Below are 17,145 nucleotides of genomic sequence, written 5' to 3'. Positions count from 1 at the left end.
GGTCACATGGAATCTTCGCATGAATTATAATCATCTCTCTGTGTGTCGCTTCGGGTCATGCTTGATTTCATAAGAGTAGGCTAGGAGCTAAAGCTTAATAAGATAGTGGAATATAAAAACAGGCACAAAAAAACCCGGACAGATTGACCGGGTTTTTAATTTATTTAACCGATGAGGTTTCCTTCATCATCCCACTGGGCTATGGTGCCCCTATCTTCTGGTTTGAGATAAATTGGGATATATTTTTCTTCCAGCTTGAAACCATGCTTGTCCATTACATTTTGAGGTACTCCATCCCATGCATTAGGTCTATTCCCTAGGTACCCGATGTAGTCCCAGCCTGCCTGCGTAGAAAAGTATCCGGAGCAAACCAGGTTTCGTAACATATTGAACCAGCGTACGGCTCCCTCATACTCAGGTGTGGCTTTGTCCGGCCAGGCCACTAGGTCTACGATCGCTATGACCTGATCCTGTGACAGTTCATTGAAAGGTTTCCCGAATTTCTCATTGGCTTCAAAGTCCAGCCACATCAGCCCGCCTCTCATCCGGGTTTGATTTCCCGGCTGGTCGTTCATCATAAAGTCTATGAAGTCCGTCACCTTCAGTGCTGTGGCAGCCGGAGATTCCTCGTCTGCCGGGCAGATGATATCCGCTAAGGTGTCTACCTTTTTTCTTTCTTCATCTGTGAAGAAGTTTTCTGCCAGCAGTTCTGCATCACGGATTTTTTCAGCTTCAGTTCTGTTACCTGGAGTTCCTCCTCCGCCTATGATGGGCTCGTGAGCGAGGCTGGTCTGCTCAGGTTCGCATCCGGTCATTAACATACCCGCTCCCAAGGAGCCAGTAAAGAGTAGTTTTAGGTTTTCTCTTCTGTTCATGGCTTAGATGTTTTTTTGTTTCAATTGATCCACAATGTACTCTGAGGTTCTCCAGGAAAGTGCCAGGATAGTCCAGGTCGGGTTCTTGTCTGCCTGAGATACAAATGAACCGGCATCCACTACGAAGAGGTTTTTGCAGTCGTGAGCCTGACAGTTCGAGTTCAATACAGAGCCATCAGGACTAGTGCCCATTCGAGTGGTTCCCACTTCGTGAATGATCCTTCCAGGAGCGTGAAGTCCGTAATTGGACTCAGGTCCAGGTTTAGAACCGAGCAGTATTGCCCCGGCATTGGTCAGGATTTCTTCGAAAGTATCGTGCATGTGCTTGGCTTGCTTCAGTTCCTGATCTGTCCAGTTGTAGTTAAATCTCAAAACCGGGATACCGTATTTGTCCACGGTGCCATTTGGATCGATCTCGCAGTAATTTTCATATCTAGGTACACTCTCGCCTCTACCGGACATACCGAGCGTAGATCCATAGATTCTACGAATGTCTTTTTTCAAACCTACACCATAGCCTCCATTAGGACTAGGGTTGCCAAATTCATCTTTCAGGTATTTTCTCATCGTATCCATACCTCCGCCGGCACCATAGGATGGCTGTCCCATTCCGCCCCAGTACTCGATATGGTACCCTCTGGCAAAGTCCAGTTTCTTATTGTCCAGCCACCAAGGGGTGTACATGTGCATTCCGCCCACACCGTCTTCATTGTACCGCTCTCGATCGAATAACTCTGGAAGAATCCCCATTCTGTCCGCTCCTGTAGAGTCGTGAAGGTATCTGCCTAGTGCTCCGGAGTCCCCGCCGATTCCATTCGGATGGGTGTTAGACTTGGAGTTCATCATGATACGTGCAGATTCACAGGCAGAGGCACCTAGCACTACCACTCTTGATTTCAGCTTGTATTCTTTCATATCCATTTTGGAAACGAAAGAAACACCAGTTGCTTTTCCAGTCTCGTCTGTAGTGACTTTTCTTACCATAGAGTAGGTGAAAAGATCGACTTTGCCTTTTTTCATTGCAGGATGCAATAGACAGGTGCCAGATGAGAAATCGGCATAAGCTTGGCAAGCTCGGTTACACTGCGCACAGAAGAAGCAGGTGCCGCGCTCGTTATTGATAGGACGGGTAAGCATGGAAAGTCTGCCCGGGATCATGGGCATTCCGGCTTTATCCGCTCCTTTTTTTAAGAATAGCTCGTGCAGTCTGGGCTTGGGAGGAGGTAGGAAAAACCCGTCTGGTTCATTGAAAATACCTTCTTTTGAACCGAAAACCCCGATCAGTTTATCTACTTTATCATAGTAGGGCTTTAGGTCATCATATCCTATCGGCCAGTTGTCTCCTAGGCCATCAATACTCGCTCTTTTGAAATCATTGGGACCAAATCTCAGGGAGATCCTTCCCCAGTGGTTGGTTCTCCCGCCGACCATTCTGGACCGGAACCAGTCAAACTTAGTACCGTCCTTACGAGTGTAAGGTTCACCCTCAATGTCCCATCCACCAATAGCTTGATCAAAATCACCAAAAGGGCGGACCTGCGTACCTGCTCCTCTCCGTGGAGATTCCCATGGCGGCCGCAACTGGGTCCTGTCTTCCTCTTTCGCTGGATCAAAATCTCCTCCTGCCTCGACTACGGCTACTGATAGTCCAGCTTCCGAAAGGATCTTGGAGGCCATGCCTCCTCCTGCTCCAGAACCTACGATGATCACGTCATAGGAATCCGGAGTTTCTTTTATCTGAAAGCTCATTTTTGAAATTTTTAATGAAGTTTAAAAATTACTTCAATTTTTTCGGAAATGAAATTTCAAATCCACAATGATGGATTATTTTCAATAAGCGGTGGAAAAGTTTGAAAATTCAGAATGGTTCTAAGCGTTACACCTTCTCTTTGAGGTATGTCCAGACTGTCTCAGAAACAATTTTGTGCCCTTCTTCAGTGGGGTGAATGCCGTCAGGAAGATTTAGTTCCTTGATCCCGCCTACATTTTCTAGTAAGAAAGGTATAAGAGTGACGTTTTGCTCTTGGGCTACTTCTGGATAGATCTCCGCAAATCTCGTAGAATATTCCGGGCCCATATTGGGCGGTATCTGCATGCCGGCCAGTATGATTTCCGTGTCGGGATACTTTTCCTGCACCTTATCTATGATTATCCCTAGATTCTTTTTGGTTTCGCTGATAGCTATGCCCCTTAGACCGTCATTTCCTCCAAGTTCCAATACAAAAATATCCGGCTTGTCCTCTAGAAACCAATCAAGTCTGCTGACACCTCCTGCAGTAGTTTCACCACTCAGTCCGCCGTTGATGACCTTGTATTCCTTGCCCAAACTATCCAGACGGTCCTGAATGAGCCCTGGGAATGCCAGATCCTGCTCTATTCCGTAGCCTGCGGTGAGGCTATTGCCAAAGAAAAGAATGATCTTCTCGTCCGTTTCAGGGGTAGCTTCTGCCTCTTTGCTGGCCTGAGCCTGGGTAGTTTCGGTTTTTTTCTCGGCACAGGAAGATGCGGAAATAACCAGTGCCAGCAGGAAAGTGAAATGATAAAGAGCTTTGAAATTCAACTTCATGTTCTTTGGTTAGGTATGATGTAAAACTATATACCCAAATGGATTTCCGGGCAAAAGGTTCGCTGAAATTAAGCTTATTGGGGTATTTTGCCGCTATTCTAAAAGAATTTGCTGCTTTCTCTGGGGATCACTATCTTCAAATCAACCAATGCAAGGGTTTCTCGTTAAGCCTTTTCAAACCCTTTATCGTCTCCCAACACAACACATGAATATTTTATCAGTTTCAAACCTGAGTAAGGTTTACCAGAGTGGCAGTAGAAAGCTTACTGTCCTAGACGAAGTTAATTTTGATATCAAAGCCGGAGAAATCATCTCCATAGTCGGCCCCTCCGGAAGTGGCAAGACGACTTTACTCGGACTTTGCGCAGGCTTGGACTCAGCCAGTACCGGAAAAGTAAGCCTGAATGGCGCTAATCTCCAGACAATGAATGAGGATGAACGGGCGGCCGTGAGAAATCAAAATGTCGGGTTTATTTTCCAGAATTTCCAATTGTTACCCACTTTGACGGCTCTGGAAAATGTGATGGTTCCCCTGGAATTGAAAAAAAGGAAGGATGCCCGGGCAAAAGCACAGGAACTTTTAGAAAAAGTGGGGCTAGGCAATCGTGGCACGCACTATCCCACACAGCTTTCAGGTGGGGAACAACAGCGGGTCTCCATTGCAAGGGCTTTTGCCAACGAACCCAAAATCCTTTTCGCAGATGAACCAACTGGGAATTTGGATACGGAGACCGGGGAGATGATTGAGAAGTTGATTTTTGACCTCAATAAGGAACAGGGCACTACCTTGGTTTTGGTGACCCACGACTTAGAATTGGCTGCCAAAACCCAGCGCATCATTCATATCAAAGGCGGTAAAATACAGGAGGGTGAACATGCCTGATTTCGGATGGATTATGAAGATGGCTTTCCGGGATTTCCGGAAAAACATCTCAAGGCTTTTGCTCTTTGTCAGCAGTATAGTAGTGGGGATTGCTGCTTTGGTGGCGATCAGCAGTTTTGGGGAAAATCTGACCAAAGATATAGATAATCAGGCCAAAGAGCTTTTGGGGGCTGATTTGGTTTTGGAAAACAATCAGGCTTTGGGTGACCAGCCTGTGGATTCTATCGCAATCCAAGCTGCTTCCGAAGTGAACTTTGCCTCTATGGTGGCTTATCCTAAGACTGGAGCGAGTAGATTGACGCAAGTCAGGGCTTTGGAAGGTAATTTTCCGTTTTATGGATTTTTAGAAACTATCCCAGCTTCGGGTGATGCGGATTTCCGAAGTGGAGGCAAAAAAGCTTTGGTGGAAAAAGCGCTTTTGGCGCAGTTTGGCGCAGAGGTAGGTGACCAGATCAAAGTGGGGAAGGTGGTTTTTACGGTCAGCGGAGAGCTTCAGGCAGTGCCGGGACAGACTGGGATCACGGCTACAGTAGCCCCGGCAGTGTACATTCCTATGGAATACCTGGAGGAAACCGGCTTGGTCCAGTATGGTAGTCGGGTAAATTATAACCGATACTATCAGTTTGAGCCAGGGACCAATGTGGATGAGCTAATCAAACCGTTTGAAGAGCAGTGGGAAATCGATCGTGTCGATGCTGATACGGTGGAAGATCAAAAAAGATCCACGGGTAGGTCTTTCGGGAATATGTCTAATTTTTTAAGCCTGGTGGCGTTTATTGCCCTGCTGCTGGGCTGTGTGGGTGTTGCCAGTGCAGTCAATGTTTTTGTCAAGGAAAAATTGGCTTCGGTGGCAGTGTTAAGATGTCTGGGTGTTTCTTCCAGAGATGTGTTGTTTATCTATCTCGCTGAGATCAAAATCATGGGATTGGTCGGTGCGATATTGGGGGCGTTCTTGGGGACGCTTTTGCAATATGTGCTTCCGGCAGTGTTTGCAGACTTTTTGCCGGTGGAGGTGAGTTTTGGGATTTCTTGGCTTTCGGTGGGTTTTGGAGTGATTACTGGGCTTTTTGTGTCGGTTTTGTTTGCGCTTTTGCCACTGCTGAAAGTTCGAAATGTGTCCCCAATGGCTACACTAAGACCGGAGACAGCCGATACAACTTTGCTCAGAGATCCGCTTCGCTGGCTGGTAATTTTGGCAATTTTGGGTTTCATCTGGGGATTTAGTTTTTACTTGTTGGATCGGGTTGATTTTGCTTTTGGTTTCACCGCTTTTGTGGTGTTTGCATTTGGGATTTTGTGGGGAGTGGCGCAGGCAATAATTTGGGCAGTTCGTAAGTTTCTTCCCATTTCTTTTTCCTATCCGCTTCGTCAGTCTTTGGCTAATCTTTATAGGCCAAACAACCAGACTGTTTCGTTGATAGCGACCATAGGATTGGGTACAGCGATGATTTCTACTCTGTTTTTCCTCCAAAACCAATTGCTTGAAGAGGCGAGATTTGCAGATAAGGAAGACCAGCCTAACATGCTGATGTTTGATATTCAGACAGCCCAACTGGCCGAGGTGAAGGGAAAGATAGAGTCCAGAGACTTGCCGATCATGCAGGAAGTACCTATAGTAACTATGAATCTGGGAGCTATCAATGGAATCGATAAGCAGGCCAATGAGGAGTTGCCAGATGAAGAGGATTATTCTAGGTGGATCTATAATCGTGAATTTAGAGTGACCTACCGGGATACGTTGATTTCGTCTGAGACCTTGCGAGAGGGAGAATTGATCCCCGTGGGGGCAAGAGGTGATAGTATTTTTGTCAGTTTCGAAAAGGGTTTTGCCGAAGGCAATGGCTTGAAAATCGGTGATGAAATTGAATTTAATGTACAGGGAAGGCCGATAAAAACGTATATCGGCAGTTTTCGAGATGTGAAATTCAATCAGGTTTCTACCAATTTCTTGGTGTTGTTTCCTACTGGAGTTTTGGAGCAGGCTCCAAAGTTTCACGTGCTGATCACCAAAACGAAAAATGACCGGGAAGCTGCTGATGTGCAGGCCGAGATTGTACGTCAGTTTCCTAATATTTCCATCATCAACCTGGGGACTATAGTAGCGACCTTGGAAGAGATTCTGGGTAAAATCAGCTTTGTGATTCAGTTTATGGCGTTTTTTAGTATTGCTACTGGGGTGCTTGTACTGATCAGCTCGTTGATTATCTCCAAATACCAGCGCATGCGTGAAAGTATCCTACTTCGGACCTTGGGGGCTAGCTCGGCAATTGTAAGTAAAATCAATACCCTGGAATATTTCTTTTTGGGGAGTCTCGCTTCCTTATCCGGGATCCTGCTTTCGTTTGGGGCTACCTGGCTGCTGAGTGAGTTTGTGTTCAATATTCCATTTAGAGGAGCTTGGCTGGAGGCCCTGGTGCTTTATGTGGCGATTACCTTGCTGACCATAGTACTGGGTTGGCTGAATGGGAGAAAAATCATCAATCAGGTACCGATGGAGATTTTGAGGGGGAATTAAAGGCTGAAATTAGAAATCTGTATTAATAAAATATAGGGCTTAGCAGAAATGGAGAAAGAAAACTGGGCTATTCGCTTATTTTTTGGTGTTTTAATTCTGGCTTTGGGAATTTGGTTAGAAAAAAGAAGAGATAAAAAAACTAAAAAATGGTATCATGGAGGGTATATAGACCTTCAGTACAAGTGGGGAATTTGGACCATAATTGGTTGTGGTCAAATTTTAATTTGGCAAGGAGCTATGATTTTGTTTGGGATTAATTGGGTTCCAATAGTAGGTGTATATATCTTATTTGGAGGAGGTTATTATTTATTTCGGTCTTTAAATTCTTATCATGAAGTTTCCTGGTATAATCGGATAATAAGAAATAAAGGCTCTGCAATTGGCCTTATGCTATTCGGGATTCTTCTTGTTGTTTTAGGATCTTACCTAAGAAAATTTACAAGTAATTAAATTAGAGATGTAAAAAATTGCAGGGCTCGCAGGGATGTGGGCCTTTTTTATGGAGGACTAATCTTTGTGGATAAAAAGAAAAAGCCCGCTTTTCAGCGAGCTTTTTGTACCCAGGGCCGGAGTCGAACCGGCACGCCCGAAGGCATTGGTGTTTGAGACCAACGCGTCTACCAATTCCGCCACCTGGGCTTTTGGTAAGTCTGGTCTTTTACCGGACTTGGCTCCGTCACTTCCGTAACGGGATGCAAATATGAGTAAAGATTTTTTTTTCTACAAACTCAATTTCCCACTTCCCGGATCTTTTTTGAACTCCAAGCCTCAGCCTTTTCTGAAAATAAGGTTTTGGTATAGCTCCAAATTGATTTAAAAAGCTCAGAATCACGATATTGATTGAGATGTGCCTCGCTTTCCCAATGACTGTAGGTAGTGAAAATATTTTTTTTGTGTTCATCCTGCCAGAGCTCCAAATGCCTGCATCCCGGGAAATTTCGAATAGCATCCTTGTTAGTATCAAAATTTGCTATGAAATCATCCACGCTTTCCTGATGGAAAGTCATTCTTACGATTCGGATCAGCATCAGCTTGCAAAATTCACATATACCACGCTATCGTATTTCAAGCCCAGTAGATTCCCTCCATGCCCATGGTAAATGCCGATTTCCAGTAGATTCAAGCTGTTGAAAAACGCAAAGCAGTCTCCGGGCTCGACCTCATCATAGCCGGTCTGAAGTCGGCTCACAGACTCTCTGCCAAATTCAATAGAAAAGGTACCTGGATTCAGTTGGTCAAATACCTCCTTGCGTATGTTGGTGATGAGGTTTCCATAGACATCTACCTTGAGCACATGGCCTATGATGTTTTGTCGAGTAGCTTTTGGTTGCCGTGACATCAGCTTCCTGAAATTGCTCAGCGGACCACCGAAGTCATGAATGGCCGCTCCACTGGCTACTTTGGCTGCTATGGGTGCCAAAATATCCTTGGCAGGGAAAGTGGAATCTTTTACATGTATGTCAGCAAACTGCACCAAAATCCCCGGATCATGATCTGCGAGCAAACTTAAAATCCCATTATTTGGGCCTATGAAAATATGTTCTTCCAGCTTGACACCGATATAGCCTTGCGTGATGCTTCCAGTGGTGTTCATGGCCACTAGGTGCACCGTGCCTTTGGGAAAATCCCTGAAAGTGGACCTTAACACGAAGGCTGCGTGTGCCAGATCGAATGTTTCGATTTTATGAGAAATGTCGATGATATTCAGCTGCGGATTGATGGAAAGCATTTTGGCTTTTACCGCCGGTACGTAGTAATCTGTGTCCCCAAAATCTGAGAGGAAGGTAACCAATGCCATAGAAGCAAGTCAATTAAAATTTATGTACTTTTGTTTTGTAGGGATTTGAACAAAAATAGAAATTTTATTCTTCTACCTTCAAGGATATTCTAATCAATAAAAAAGAGTTTGGTCGAAAAAGTAATCACCTTAGAAAACGTTCCCTTGGCAGAATTTTTAGGCGAAGCCAATGAGAACATTAGGCAGATAGCCGCTGCCTTTCCACAAAGCAAAATCATATCCAGAGGCAATGAAATCCGGATTAAGGGTGGAGCGCCTGAGATTTTGAGGATTAATGATGTGCTTAATCTGCTGTTGGAGCATATCGATAGATTTGGTCACCTCACGCCAGAAAATGTCAAAGATTATCTAGAGGTCGAGGGAGAGCCTTTCGAGGAGCAAACAAGAGACCAGGTCATAGTTTTTGGAAACAAAGGATTGGTCATCAAACCCAAGTCTTCCAATCAACGCAAGCTGGTAGAATCTGCTTTAAGCAATGACCTGGTATTTGCCCTCGGGCCTGCAGGTACAGGGAAAACCTATATCGCTGTGGCTCTAGCTGTGCGGGCTTTGAAAAACCGGGAAGTCAAGCGCATCATCATTACCCGTCCTGCTGTAGAAGCCGGGGAAAACCTGGGTTTTCTACCAGGCGACCTACAGGAAAAACTGGATCCATACCTGAGGCCAATTTATGATGCCTTGCAGGATATGGTGCCCGCTGAAAAGCTTAAGTATTACCAGGAAACCCGAGTGATTGAAATTGCACCTTTGGCATATATGCGCGGAAGGACACTGCACGATGCTTTTGTACTCTTGGATGAAGCGCAGAATACCACCAGTGAGCAGATTAAGATGTTTCTTACACGAATGGGGCCAAACTCCAAAGTGATCATCACCGGAGATCAAACGCAGGTGGACTTGCCGGTGAGGCAAAAAAGTGGCTTGTCCGAAGCGCTGAAGATTTTAAAGAATGTAAAGGGCATAGGTATAGTCAACCTCAGTGGGAAAGATGTGATCAGGCACAAACTCGTAAAGTCTATCATAGAAGCATACGAAAAAGACCAATACCAAAAAGAACAGATCAAAAATGAGTCTTCAAGTAGAAAAAATAACTCGTAACGACCAGCTGAAATCAGCCTACTGGATTCGGGAGCAGGTTTTTGTACTGGAGCAGGGGGTGAATCCCTTGGAAGAATATGATGATCACGAAAGTGAATCCATACATTTTCTCGCTTGCTTGAATGAGGAGCCGGTAGGCACAGCGAGGTGGAGATTCACCCCAAATGGAGTTAAATTAGAACGTTTTGCAGTACTTGAAAAAGCCAGAGGGAAGGGAGTGGGACAGGCCCTGGTCGCAGCGGTATTGAAAGATGTCAGTACGGATTCCCAAGCAGCTTCGAAAATAAAATACCTGCATGCCCAATTGAGCGCTGTTCCTTTGTATGCAAAGTTTGGCTTTAAAAAAGTAGGTGATATATTTGAAGAGTGTAATATTAAACACTATAAAATGCAATTGGCGTAACTATTGATGCGTTATTGAAAACTAAATCCGGAAATATGAAAAAATCAATTTTTACTCTAAGTCTCATCTTGGGCCTGATAGGTTCGGGATATGCGCAGGAAGTGATTTCCAGCAGCGGGAATCCTACCTCCACCATTGGTCCCAATACCAATGAAGTACATGTCAATTTTGTTACCTTGATATGGTTTGGATCTTTGGAAGTAGGGTATGAGCGATACCTGAGCAATGACCATTCCCTGGAATTCAAAGGCTTTATCAATGATCGCTTTGGCTTTAACAATGAAAGAAATGGTAAAAAGTATAAAACCAATTCCGTTCAGGCTTCCATGAATTTCTATTTCGGAGATGATGGGAAAGGTAGATTCTTCCTTTATCCACTTGCCAAATTCAGGTTTGGAGATTTCGAAGAGGAAGAAGGAGGTGAGGTAGTCACCACAGATATGAGCGCATTTATTCTAGGAGCTGGAGCAGGTTACAAGTGGGAACTCTCAGAGAACTTCTCCTTCGGTCCTTTTGCTAGTATATCTCGAAACTTTAGTGATGATGTGTCGGATAGGTTTTCAGGGATTGAGTTCAATGCAGGCTTTAATCTAGGCTATAGATTCTAATCACACTTTACTATAAGACTATGGAGCCCCTTTTTGGGGCTCTTTTTTTTTAAAAAAAGAAGATTTCAGTTAGAAATTCAGTATTTTAAACTTCAGTTTTTTCACTATGAAGTTTGCTGACTTTCCATTTTTACGCTATCTGCTATTCCTTTTGCTGGGTATTTTTATAGCCAGAGACATTCCTCTGCCCAGTCTATGGATTATCCTGCTGATGCTGGGCCTGACTTGGCTTACCTATTTTTTATTGGTGCTGCAAGGAAGAAAGTTAAGAGGAATGGCGTACCAAAGTTTTGTGGCCTACCTGGCTTTAATGCTTACTGGGATGTTTCTGGTACAGCATAAGACCTCTCAAAAGCCCGATGTATACCTGCTGGCGAATGCAGAGCAATACCTCGCTGAAGTCACCCAGTATGATCAGACCAAGCCCAATTCCTCAGAAAATCTATTGCAGGTCAAGTCAGTCTTCTCTAAGGGCAAATGGCATGATGCTTCCGCAAAAGTGATTGTGTATCATCAAGGAGATTCCTTAATGCCGGGGGAGCTGATTTGGGTGAATCAGGCGCCAGACCGGGTTGACCATCCTCGCAATCCGGGAGAGTTTAATTATGCAGCCTATTTGGAGCGAAAAGGAATCTATTTTCGGCAGTTCATAGGCATGGACTTTCAGGTGATTTCCACAGTTGCCGATAGAGATTGGAAGTATGCACTTACACATCTTCGGCATAAGATGGCCGTGATGCTCAAGTCCAAAATCCCCAATGAACGATCTGCTCAGATAGCTTTGGCGCTGCTGTTGGGGCAGAAAAATGAGCTGGATCCAAGGATTCGTGAGGCATATACACAGGCCGGAGTGATGCACATATTGGCAGTTTCAGGTTTGCATGTAGGAATTATCTACGCATTATTCCTTTTGATTCTGAAACCATTGAAGTTGAAAAAAGCCCAGTCAAGGCTGTTTCTTTTTGGTGTGATCTGCTTGATCTGGGGTTACGCCTTCCTTACTGGGCTTTCTCCATCGGTGGTCAGAGCTTCCACGATGTTTACCTTGCTTACGCTGGGCCAGATGCGGGAGCGAAAGCCTTCGATTTACAACATACTGGCTTTTTCTGCCATGCTCATGATCGTATCCAATCCAGATGTGATCTACGAAGTAGGTTTTCAATTGTCCTATTTGGCTGTCTTAGGCATTGTGATGCTTTATCCTTTGATTTTAAATTTATGGCTGCCTAGGTCCAAGGTGGTAGATTACTTTTGGAAGGCTGCTGCTGTGAGTATAGCTGCTCAGTTGGCCACATTTCCACTTTCAGTATTCTATTTTCATACCTTTCCAGTATATTTTCTACTCGGAAACCTTTTGATTTTACCGCTGGCTTTTGTGATAATGCAGGTGGGTGTTCCCTTGATGATTTTGGGATGGATACCCAAAGTGGGCGATGTCTTAGGTGGGGGATTGAGTTTATTGATTTGGTTGCAAAACTGGCTGGCCGGATTTATCCAAAGCATTCCGGGAGGGAAAATTGACCGGCTTACGATTAGCATGCCAGCAATGATCTTGGTCTGGAGCCTGATTATTATGGTGGCTTTTTGGGAGCGTGAAAGCAGAAAACAGCTGGTGTGGCTGGTGCTGGTCTTGTTTTTTTGCTGGGGCGGAAATAGGGCGATACGCTCCCTGAGGAAGCCAGTAGAGCAACTGATCGTCTATCAGGGAAGCTCCGGACTATTGCTTGATTATGCCTACAGCGATCAGGTGTTTTCCTGGAACGAAGGCCTGGAAGGAGATGAGATCAGCTATTCAGTAGATCCCTTTAGAGTGGCTAACCACTGGCCATTGATGCCAGCATCTCTAGCGGCTCGTGCCTTTGCTCCCGGGCAAATTGAATTGATCGGTACTGGATTGGTATTAGACCAAAAAAAGAAAAACCTGAGGTTTTTAAAATCCCCTAATTCAGTGGAGATTTGGGGAGAAAAAGGCTGGGAAAAAGTTTCACTTTCTGATTCTGTTTCCATGGATTCACTTGCCTACAGAATTCTTTTCTGACTTAGGTTTTGCAAAGCCTTTTCTAGCAAGTAAATTGATCCCTTACCATTAAACTGCCCAATGACCCAAGCTGTTTTCACAGAAGTAGCCGAAAGAATAGGATACATTACCTTAAATCGACCCGATAAACGCAATGCACTCGGGCCAGAGTTGATTCTTGCTTTACATGAAGCGTTTTTAGCCATGCGAGCAAATGATTCCGTAAAAGTGATTGTACTGAAATCCACTGGCAAAGCCTTTTGTGCAGGAGCGGATTTAGGCTATCTCCAGCAGCTTCAGGATTTTTCTTATGAGGAAAACCTAGAAGACAGTAAGCGCTTGATGGAGCTTTTTAAGTTAATATATGATTTGCCCAAGGTGGTGATCGCTCAGGTCCAAGGCCATGCTTTGGCAGGTGGGTGTGGTTTGGTTACGGTTTGCGACTTTGCTTTTGCGGTGCCTGATGCACTTTTTGGTTATACAGAAGTACGGATTGGATTTGTGCCTGCTTTGGTTTCTGTCTTTTTGCAGGAGCAAATCGGGGCAGCCAAAACACAAGAGTTGCTCCTGTCCGGAGAGCTGATCAATTCTTCAAAAGCAGCCGAACTTGGCTTGATTACTTCAGTAGAACCCACAGAATTCCTGGAGAAATCCGTGCATGATTTTGCGCAAAAACTACTAGTACAAAACTCAGGGTTTTCAATGGCAGAGACCAAGTCTTTTTTGCGCAGCCAAAATGAGCAGTCGCGGGCAGCCGCACTCAGCAGCGCTGCGGAATTAAATGCAAAAGCCAGAGCTCATGCGGATTGCAAAAAAGGCATAGCCGCCTTTCTTTCTAAAAACACACCTAACTGGTAAATGCAAACCCGGGCTACACAGATCCTTCAGGAGGTTTTTGGGCATGCGGCTTTTCGCCCGGTGCAGGAGCAGATCATCGAGTCAGTTTTGACGGGGAAGGACACGCTGGCTGTCATGCCCACGGGAGGGGGGAAATCACTGTGCTATCAAATTCCTGCTTTGGTCCACGAGGGGATCTGTTTGGTGGTGAGTCCGCTGATAGCCTTGATGAAAGACCAAGTGGATGGCCTACAAAAAAAGGGTATTAAAGCCGCAGCGGTTTTTTCAGGAATGAGCCGGCGAGAGATTGATCTTACGCTGGACAATTGCATTTATGGGGATTATAAGTTTTTGTATGTATCTCCCGAGCGATTGAAATCCGACCTTTTTATTGAACGTTTTCGTCAGATGAAGGTGAATCTGATAGCTGTGGACGAGGCGCACTGCATTTCTCAGTGGGGATACGATTTCCGTCCCCCTTACTTGGAAATAGCCGAGATCAGAAAGTATCACCCTGGGGTCTCAGTTTTGGCTTTGACCGCTTCCGCAACTCCGCAGGTTTGTGCAGATATTCTGGAAAAGCTGGAAATGAAAAATCCAGCCGAATTCCATAAAAGTTTTGCCAGGAAAAACCTGAGCTACAGCGTACGACAAGTGGAAAACAAACTGGAAAAAGGCATAGAGATACTTTCCCGGATTGATGGCACTGCGATCTGGTACGTCAGAAACCGACAGGCTACGCATCAAATCGCCAGAGCTTTGACCCAAATAGGGATACCTGCCTCTGCCTATCATGCAGGGCTCTCCATGCAGGACAGATCCATGCGCCAGGAAGCTTGGATGAAAAATGAAGTTCGGGTGATGGTCAGCACCAATGCTTTTGGGATGGGTATAGATAAGCCGGATGTGCGGGTGGTGCTGCACAGTGACCTGCCCGAAAACCTGGAGAATTACTATCAGGAAGCTGGGCGGGCAGGTAGAGATACACAAAAAGCCTACGCGGTGCTGATGGCAAATCAGCAGGACTTTGAAAAGGTGCTGGACCGGGCGGCATTGGTCTATGCTCCACTGGATTTTGTAAAGCGGGTGTATCAATGTCTCGCCAATTACTTTCGTATAGCCGTGGGGAGCAATATGCTCAGTAGCTTTGATTTTGAATGGAGTGAATTTGCCAATACCTATGATTTGGGTGTTTTGGAGACTTTTTATACGTTGAAATTGCTGGAAGAAGAAGGGTTTATAGGCTTGAGCGAAAGCTATTACTCACCCTCGAAAATCCATTTTCTGGTGGATCCATCCAAGTTATATGAAATACAAATCGCCTATGCTAAGCTGGATCCTCTAGTGAAGATCATCATGCGTACCTATGGGGGAAATGTCTTTTCGGATTATATCAAAATCCAAGAGGCTAAAATCGCCAAAGCTTTAGGCATAGCTGAGCAAGCGGTGATTTCCGGATTGAAAAAACTGGAAGAGCTGGAAGTGATGGTTTATGATCAGCGAAAAGATAAACCCCAAATCACCTTTTTGACTCCAAGATATGATGCAGGCAAATTGCCGTTGAATTTTAAGCGGATAGAGTTACGCAGGGAGCTGACTTTGGAGAAGGCCAAAAGAATGGTGGAGTATGCGGATCAGGCCACACTTTGCCGCACGCAGTACATTCAGGAATACTTCGGAGAGGAGACAGATGAGGACTGCGGAGTGTGCGATGTTTGCATTGCAAAGCGAAAAAATGCCCATCCAAACGCCACCGAAGAAAAGCTGAAACAGAAGTTTCTGGAAACTTTAAAGGCAAACGAGGGGTTGACTAAAGAGCAATTGTTTGCTGAACTCCGCCTTCCGGCTTCCGCTCAAAACCTGGGTTATCTGCGAAAATTGGAAGACCAGGGATTTATCACCTTACTGCCAAATGGCACACTAACCACCTCCGGACATGAGTAACTTTCTAGATGATTTGTTTGCTAAGATTTTCAATACATCTGGAAATACCCCCGTCAATCATAAGGAGAATATTGTGCTAAAAGATGTAGATCGGGAGAAAGTGAGGGGTTGGATGCAAACGGAAGAATTCAGGGAGCTTGTAGCTAAAATCTATAAAAGCTATCATTTCAAAAAAGCTCAAATTGAAGAAAAACCGCAGGTGCACATCTTTGATTCGATCTATGCAAAAGGCTTTGCGATCAGTTACGATGAACCCTTGAATGAGGAAACATTTTCTTTACTTTTCTTGGCTTTTGCCCAGCGAGTTTTAGCTTTGAGTTATAGGCAGGTGAGTTTCGACCGAAAGATGGAAGAGATCAATGGAAAAGTGAAGGTGACAGAGAAGTTCTACTTCAAGCCACCACTCAAAGCACTGGAAGAGGGGGAGTTGATTTCCCAGCTTTATGGACGAATCTCCGTAGAGAAAATCCTAACCGACAATCAGCCCAGTTACCTCAAGGTCTTGGCGACATTCTATTCGGATAGATTATACCAAGACCCCAAACCGTACGATCAGTTTCTAGATTTATTATTTGACGCAACTACAGATGGACAGAAGTAACTTAAAAGAGCAGCTACAGAAGTACCGCACACCGTATGAGGAAGAGGCTTGTTTTATCCCCGGTTTTTTGGAACTGACGGAGGATCCTCTGGCATATAGGAGGGAGCGTCTGGAAGGTCACTTTACTGCTTCTGCCTGGATAGTGAACCGTAAGCGAACCCACACCTTGCTGACATTGCACCGAAAGTTGGGCAGATGGCTGCAGCTTGGAGGACACGCAGATGGGGATGAAGACCTGCTGGCTGTGGCTATGAAGGAAGCTCAGGAGGAAAGTGGGCTGAAAAGTCTCTCTTTCGTAGATCAGACCATTTTTGACCTGGATAAGCATATCATCCCTGAGCGCCCGCATGTGCCAGAGCATTTTCATTACGATGTGAGGTATATTTTGGAAGCAGATCTCAAAGAGCCCTTGATCAAAAGTGATGAAAGTATTTCCTTGGCTTGGGTGGCTTTTGATTCGGTACAGGATGTGATCGGGTACAATCCTTCCATTCTCAGAATGTTGGAGAAAACCAGTAAATCAGAAATTCTACTTTAATGAAGCCGATAGATCCGGCGCAGCTTCAGCGCGATATTAATTTTTCTTTGCCTATACAGGTGAGATTCTCGGATATAGACGGGTATCTTCATGTCAATAATGGCGTTTATTTCAATTACTTCGAACATGCCAGAGCAGTATTTCTCCATGAGACTTGCAACTGGGATGTGATGGAGACCGGTTGTGTAGTTGGCAGGATAGAGATAGATTATTTTCGACCTATACATCTGGAAGATGAGGTCAATGCCTTGGTGCATTGTACCAAAATCGGGAATTCATCCTTCCATCTCGAGCAATTTTTAATCGGCAAAACTAAGCGTGGTGCAGCCTACACTTTTGCAAAATGTGTATGTGTGATGGTGACCGTGGACATGAAAAGCATGAGTACAGTGCCAGAAATCTATAGGGCAAAACTTCAGCCCAAATCCTGATAAAAAGGACTCAATTCCTATCTTTGCGCAA

The 17,145-nt window shown here is 44.9% G+C and carries 17 protein-coding genes and 1 tRNA gene; 12 read left to right on the top strand and 6 right to left on the bottom strand.

Annotated features, from left to right (window positions below; translation table 11 throughout):
• Positions 1–164: 164 nt before the first annotated feature.
• The 3 genes from PBT90_RS14755 to PBT90_RS14745 all read right to left on the bottom strand — a co-directional run bounded on the left by PBT90_RS14755 (position 165) and on the right by PBT90_RS14745 (position 3,441).
• Positions 165–875 carry a gluconate 2-dehydrogenase subunit 3 family protein gene (locus PBT90_RS14755; RefSeq protein WP_264811348.1) on the bottom strand — a complete coding sequence of 237 codons (711 nt, stop codon included), beginning with the start codon at positions 873–875 and terminating at the stop codon, positions 165–167.
• Between the two features lie 3 nt (positions 876–878).
• On the bottom strand, positions 879–2,624 hold the full coding sequence (locus PBT90_RS14750) for a GMC family oxidoreductase (protein WP_264811347.1): 1,746 nt from the start codon (positions 2,622–2,624) through the stop codon (positions 879–881).
• A 127-nt stretch (positions 2,625–2,751) separates the two neighbouring features.
• Positions 2,752–3,441 carry an arylesterase gene (locus tag PBT90_RS14745; RefSeq protein WP_270129843.1) on the bottom strand — a complete coding sequence of 230 codons (690 nt, stop codon included), beginning with the start codon at positions 3,439–3,441 and terminating at the stop codon, positions 2,752–2,754.
• Between the two features lie 205 nt (positions 3,442–3,646).
• Between PBT90_RS14745 and PBT90_RS14740 the strand changes: the two genes are divergently transcribed.
• Genes PBT90_RS14740 through PBT90_RS14730 form a run of 3 tightly spaced genes read left to right on the top strand, consistent with a single transcriptional unit; the run spans position 3,647 to position 7,289 of the window.
• On the top strand, positions 3,647–4,324 hold the full coding sequence (locus tag PBT90_RS14740; protein ID WP_264811345.1) for an ABC transporter ATP-binding protein: 678 nt from the start codon (positions 3,647–3,649) through the stop codon (positions 4,322–4,324).
• Positions 4,317–6,839 (top strand): ABC transporter permease, encoded by a 2,523-nt coding sequence (locus PBT90_RS14735; RefSeq protein WP_264811344.1) that lies wholly within the window; start codon positions 4,317–4,319, stop codon positions 6,837–6,839. The genes PBT90_RS14740 and PBT90_RS14735 overlap by 8 nt, the downstream gene beginning before the upstream one ends.
• A 48-nt stretch (positions 6,840–6,887) precedes the next feature.
• Positions 6,888–7,289, top strand: a complete 402-nt coding sequence (locus PBT90_RS14730) for a hypothetical protein (protein ID WP_264811343.1) — start codon at positions 6,888–6,890, stop codon at positions 7,287–7,289.
• Positions 7,290–7,396: 107 nt separating this feature from the next.
• On the opposite strand, the gene PBT90_RS14725 is transcribed toward PBT90_RS14730, so the two are convergent.
• From PBT90_RS14725 to PBT90_RS14715, 3 genes are all read right to left on the bottom strand, one after another.
• Positions 7,397–7,478, bottom strand: a tRNA-Leu gene (locus tag PBT90_RS14725).
• Positions 7,479–7,567: 89 nt separating this feature from the next.
• Positions 7,568–7,867, bottom strand: coding sequence for a putative quinol monooxygenase (locus PBT90_RS14720; RefSeq protein WP_264811342.1), 300 nt, complete (start codon positions 7,865–7,867; stop codon positions 7,568–7,570).
• Positions 7,867–8,637, bottom strand: a complete 771-nt coding sequence (locus PBT90_RS14715; protein WP_264811341.1) for an SAM hydrolase/SAM-dependent halogenase family protein — start codon at positions 8,635–8,637, stop codon at positions 7,867–7,869. Before PBT90_RS14715 ends, PBT90_RS14720 begins: the two co-directional genes overlap by 1 nt.
• 108 nt (positions 8,638–8,745) lie before the next feature.
• Between PBT90_RS14715 and PBT90_RS14710 the strand changes: the two genes are divergently transcribed.
• From PBT90_RS14710 to PBT90_RS14670, 9 genes are all read left to right on the top strand, one after another.
• On the top strand, positions 8,746–9,735 hold the full coding sequence (locus tag PBT90_RS14710; protein ID WP_264811340.1) for a PhoH family protein: 990 nt from the start codon (positions 8,746–8,748) through the stop codon (positions 9,733–9,735).
• Positions 9,704–10,138 (top strand): GNAT family N-acetyltransferase, encoded by a 435-nt coding sequence (locus PBT90_RS14705; RefSeq protein ID WP_264811339.1) that lies wholly within the window; start codon positions 9,704–9,706, stop codon positions 10,136–10,138. The genes PBT90_RS14710 and PBT90_RS14705 overlap by 32 nt, the downstream gene beginning before the upstream one ends.
• Positions 10,139–10,173: 35 nt before the next feature.
• Entirely contained in the window at positions 10,174–10,746 is a 573-nt protein-coding gene (locus PBT90_RS14700) for a DUF3575 domain-containing protein (protein WP_264811338.1), read from the top strand.
• Positions 10,747–10,852: 106 nt separating this feature from the next.
• On the top strand, positions 10,853–12,784 hold the full coding sequence (locus PBT90_RS14695; protein ID WP_270129838.1) for a ComEC/Rec2 family competence protein: 1,932 nt from the start codon (positions 10,853–10,855) through the stop codon (positions 12,782–12,784).
• Positions 12,785–12,844: 60 nt separating this feature from the next.
• Entirely contained in the window at positions 12,845–13,621 is a 777-nt protein-coding gene (locus PBT90_RS14690) for an enoyl-CoA hydratase/isomerase family protein (RefSeq protein WP_264811336.1), read from the top strand.
• On the top strand, positions 13,622–15,544 hold the full coding sequence (locus PBT90_RS14685) for a RecQ family ATP-dependent DNA helicase (RefSeq protein ID WP_264811335.1): 1,923 nt from the start codon (positions 13,622–13,624) through the stop codon (positions 15,542–15,544).
• Complete coding sequence (locus tag PBT90_RS14680; RefSeq protein ID WP_264811334.1) at positions 15,537–16,145, top strand: hypothetical protein; 609 nt, start codon at positions 15,537–15,539, stop codon at positions 16,143–16,145. The genes PBT90_RS14685 and PBT90_RS14680 overlap by 8 nt, the downstream gene beginning before the upstream one ends.
• Entirely contained in the window at positions 16,132–16,683 is a 552-nt protein-coding gene (locus tag PBT90_RS14675) for an NUDIX hydrolase (protein WP_264811333.1), read from the top strand. Before PBT90_RS14680 ends, PBT90_RS14675 begins: the two co-directional genes overlap by 14 nt.
• Positions 16,683–17,114, top strand: coding sequence for an acyl-CoA thioesterase (locus PBT90_RS14670; RefSeq protein WP_264811332.1), 432 nt, complete (start codon positions 16,683–16,685; stop codon positions 17,112–17,114). The genes PBT90_RS14675 and PBT90_RS14670 overlap by 1 nt, the downstream gene beginning before the upstream one ends.
• Positions 17,115–17,145 lie beyond the last annotated feature (31 nt).

It is taken from the genome of Algoriphagus sp. TR-M9, assembly GCF_027594545.1.
Classification (GTDB): Bacteria; Bacteroidota; Bacteroidia; order Cytophagales; family Cyclobacteriaceae; genus Algoriphagus; species Algoriphagus halophytocola.
The sequence above is the reverse complement of the archived record's forward strand: the minus strand, read 5'-3'. Positions and strand labels throughout refer to the sequence as shown.

What these genes read in the sequence shown, in the direction of transcription:
- PBT90_RS14755 (WP_264811348.1), bottom strand. Translation starts at nt 875, where the DNA reads ATGAACAGAAGAGAAAACCTAAAACTACTCTTTACTGGCTCCTTGGGA.
- PBT90_RS14750 (WP_264811347.1), bottom strand. Translation starts at nt 2,624, where the DNA reads ATGAGCTTTCAGATAAAAGAAACTCCGGATTCCTATGACGTGATCATC.
- PBT90_RS14745 (WP_270129843.1), bottom strand. Translation starts at nt 3,441, where the DNA reads ATGAAGTTGAATTTCAAAGCTCTTTATCATTTCACTTTCCTGCTGGCA.
- PBT90_RS14740 (WP_264811345.1), top strand. Translation starts at nt 3,647, where the DNA reads ATGAATATTTTATCAGTTTCAAACCTGAGTAAGGTTTACCAGAGTGGC.
- PBT90_RS14735 (WP_264811344.1), top strand. Translation starts at nt 4,317, where the DNA reads ATGCCTGATTTCGGATGGATTATGAAGATGGCTTTCCGGGATTTCCGG.
- PBT90_RS14730 (WP_264811343.1), top strand. Translation starts at nt 6,888, where the DNA reads ATGGAGAAAGAAAACTGGGCTATTCGCTTATTTTTTGGTGTTTTAATT.
- PBT90_RS14720 (WP_264811342.1), bottom strand. Translation starts at nt 7,867, where the DNA reads ATGCTGATCCGAATCGTAAGAATGACTTTCCATCAGGAAAGCGTGGAT.
- PBT90_RS14715 (WP_264811341.1), bottom strand. Translation starts at nt 8,637, where the DNA reads ATGGCATTGGTTACCTTCCTCTCAGATTTTGGGGACACAGATTACTAC.
- PBT90_RS14705 (WP_264811339.1), top strand. Translation starts at nt 9,704, where the DNA reads ATGAGTCTTCAAGTAGAAAAAATAACTCGTAACGACCAGCTGAAATCA.
- PBT90_RS14700 (WP_264811338.1), top strand. Translation starts at nt 10,174, where the DNA reads ATGAAAAAATCAATTTTTACTCTAAGTCTCATCTTGGGCCTGATAGGT.
- PBT90_RS14695 (WP_270129838.1), top strand. Translation starts at nt 10,853, where the DNA reads ATGAAGTTTGCTGACTTTCCATTTTTACGCTATCTGCTATTCCTTTTG.
- PBT90_RS14690 (WP_264811336.1), top strand. Translation starts at nt 12,845, where the DNA reads ATGACCCAAGCTGTTTTCACAGAAGTAGCCGAAAGAATAGGATACATT.
- PBT90_RS14685 (WP_264811335.1), top strand. Translation starts at nt 13,622, where the DNA reads ATGCAAACCCGGGCTACACAGATCCTTCAGGAGGTTTTTGGGCATGCG.
- PBT90_RS14680 (WP_264811334.1), top strand. Translation starts at nt 15,537, where the DNA reads ATGAGTAACTTTCTAGATGATTTGTTTGCTAAGATTTTCAATACATCT.
- PBT90_RS14675 (WP_264811333.1), top strand. Translation starts at nt 16,132, where the DNA reads ATGGACAGAAGTAACTTAAAAGAGCAGCTACAGAAGTACCGCACACCG.
- PBT90_RS14670 (WP_264811332.1), top strand. Translation starts at nt 16,683, where the DNA reads ATGAAGCCGATAGATCCGGCGCAGCTTCAGCGCGATATTAATTTTTCT.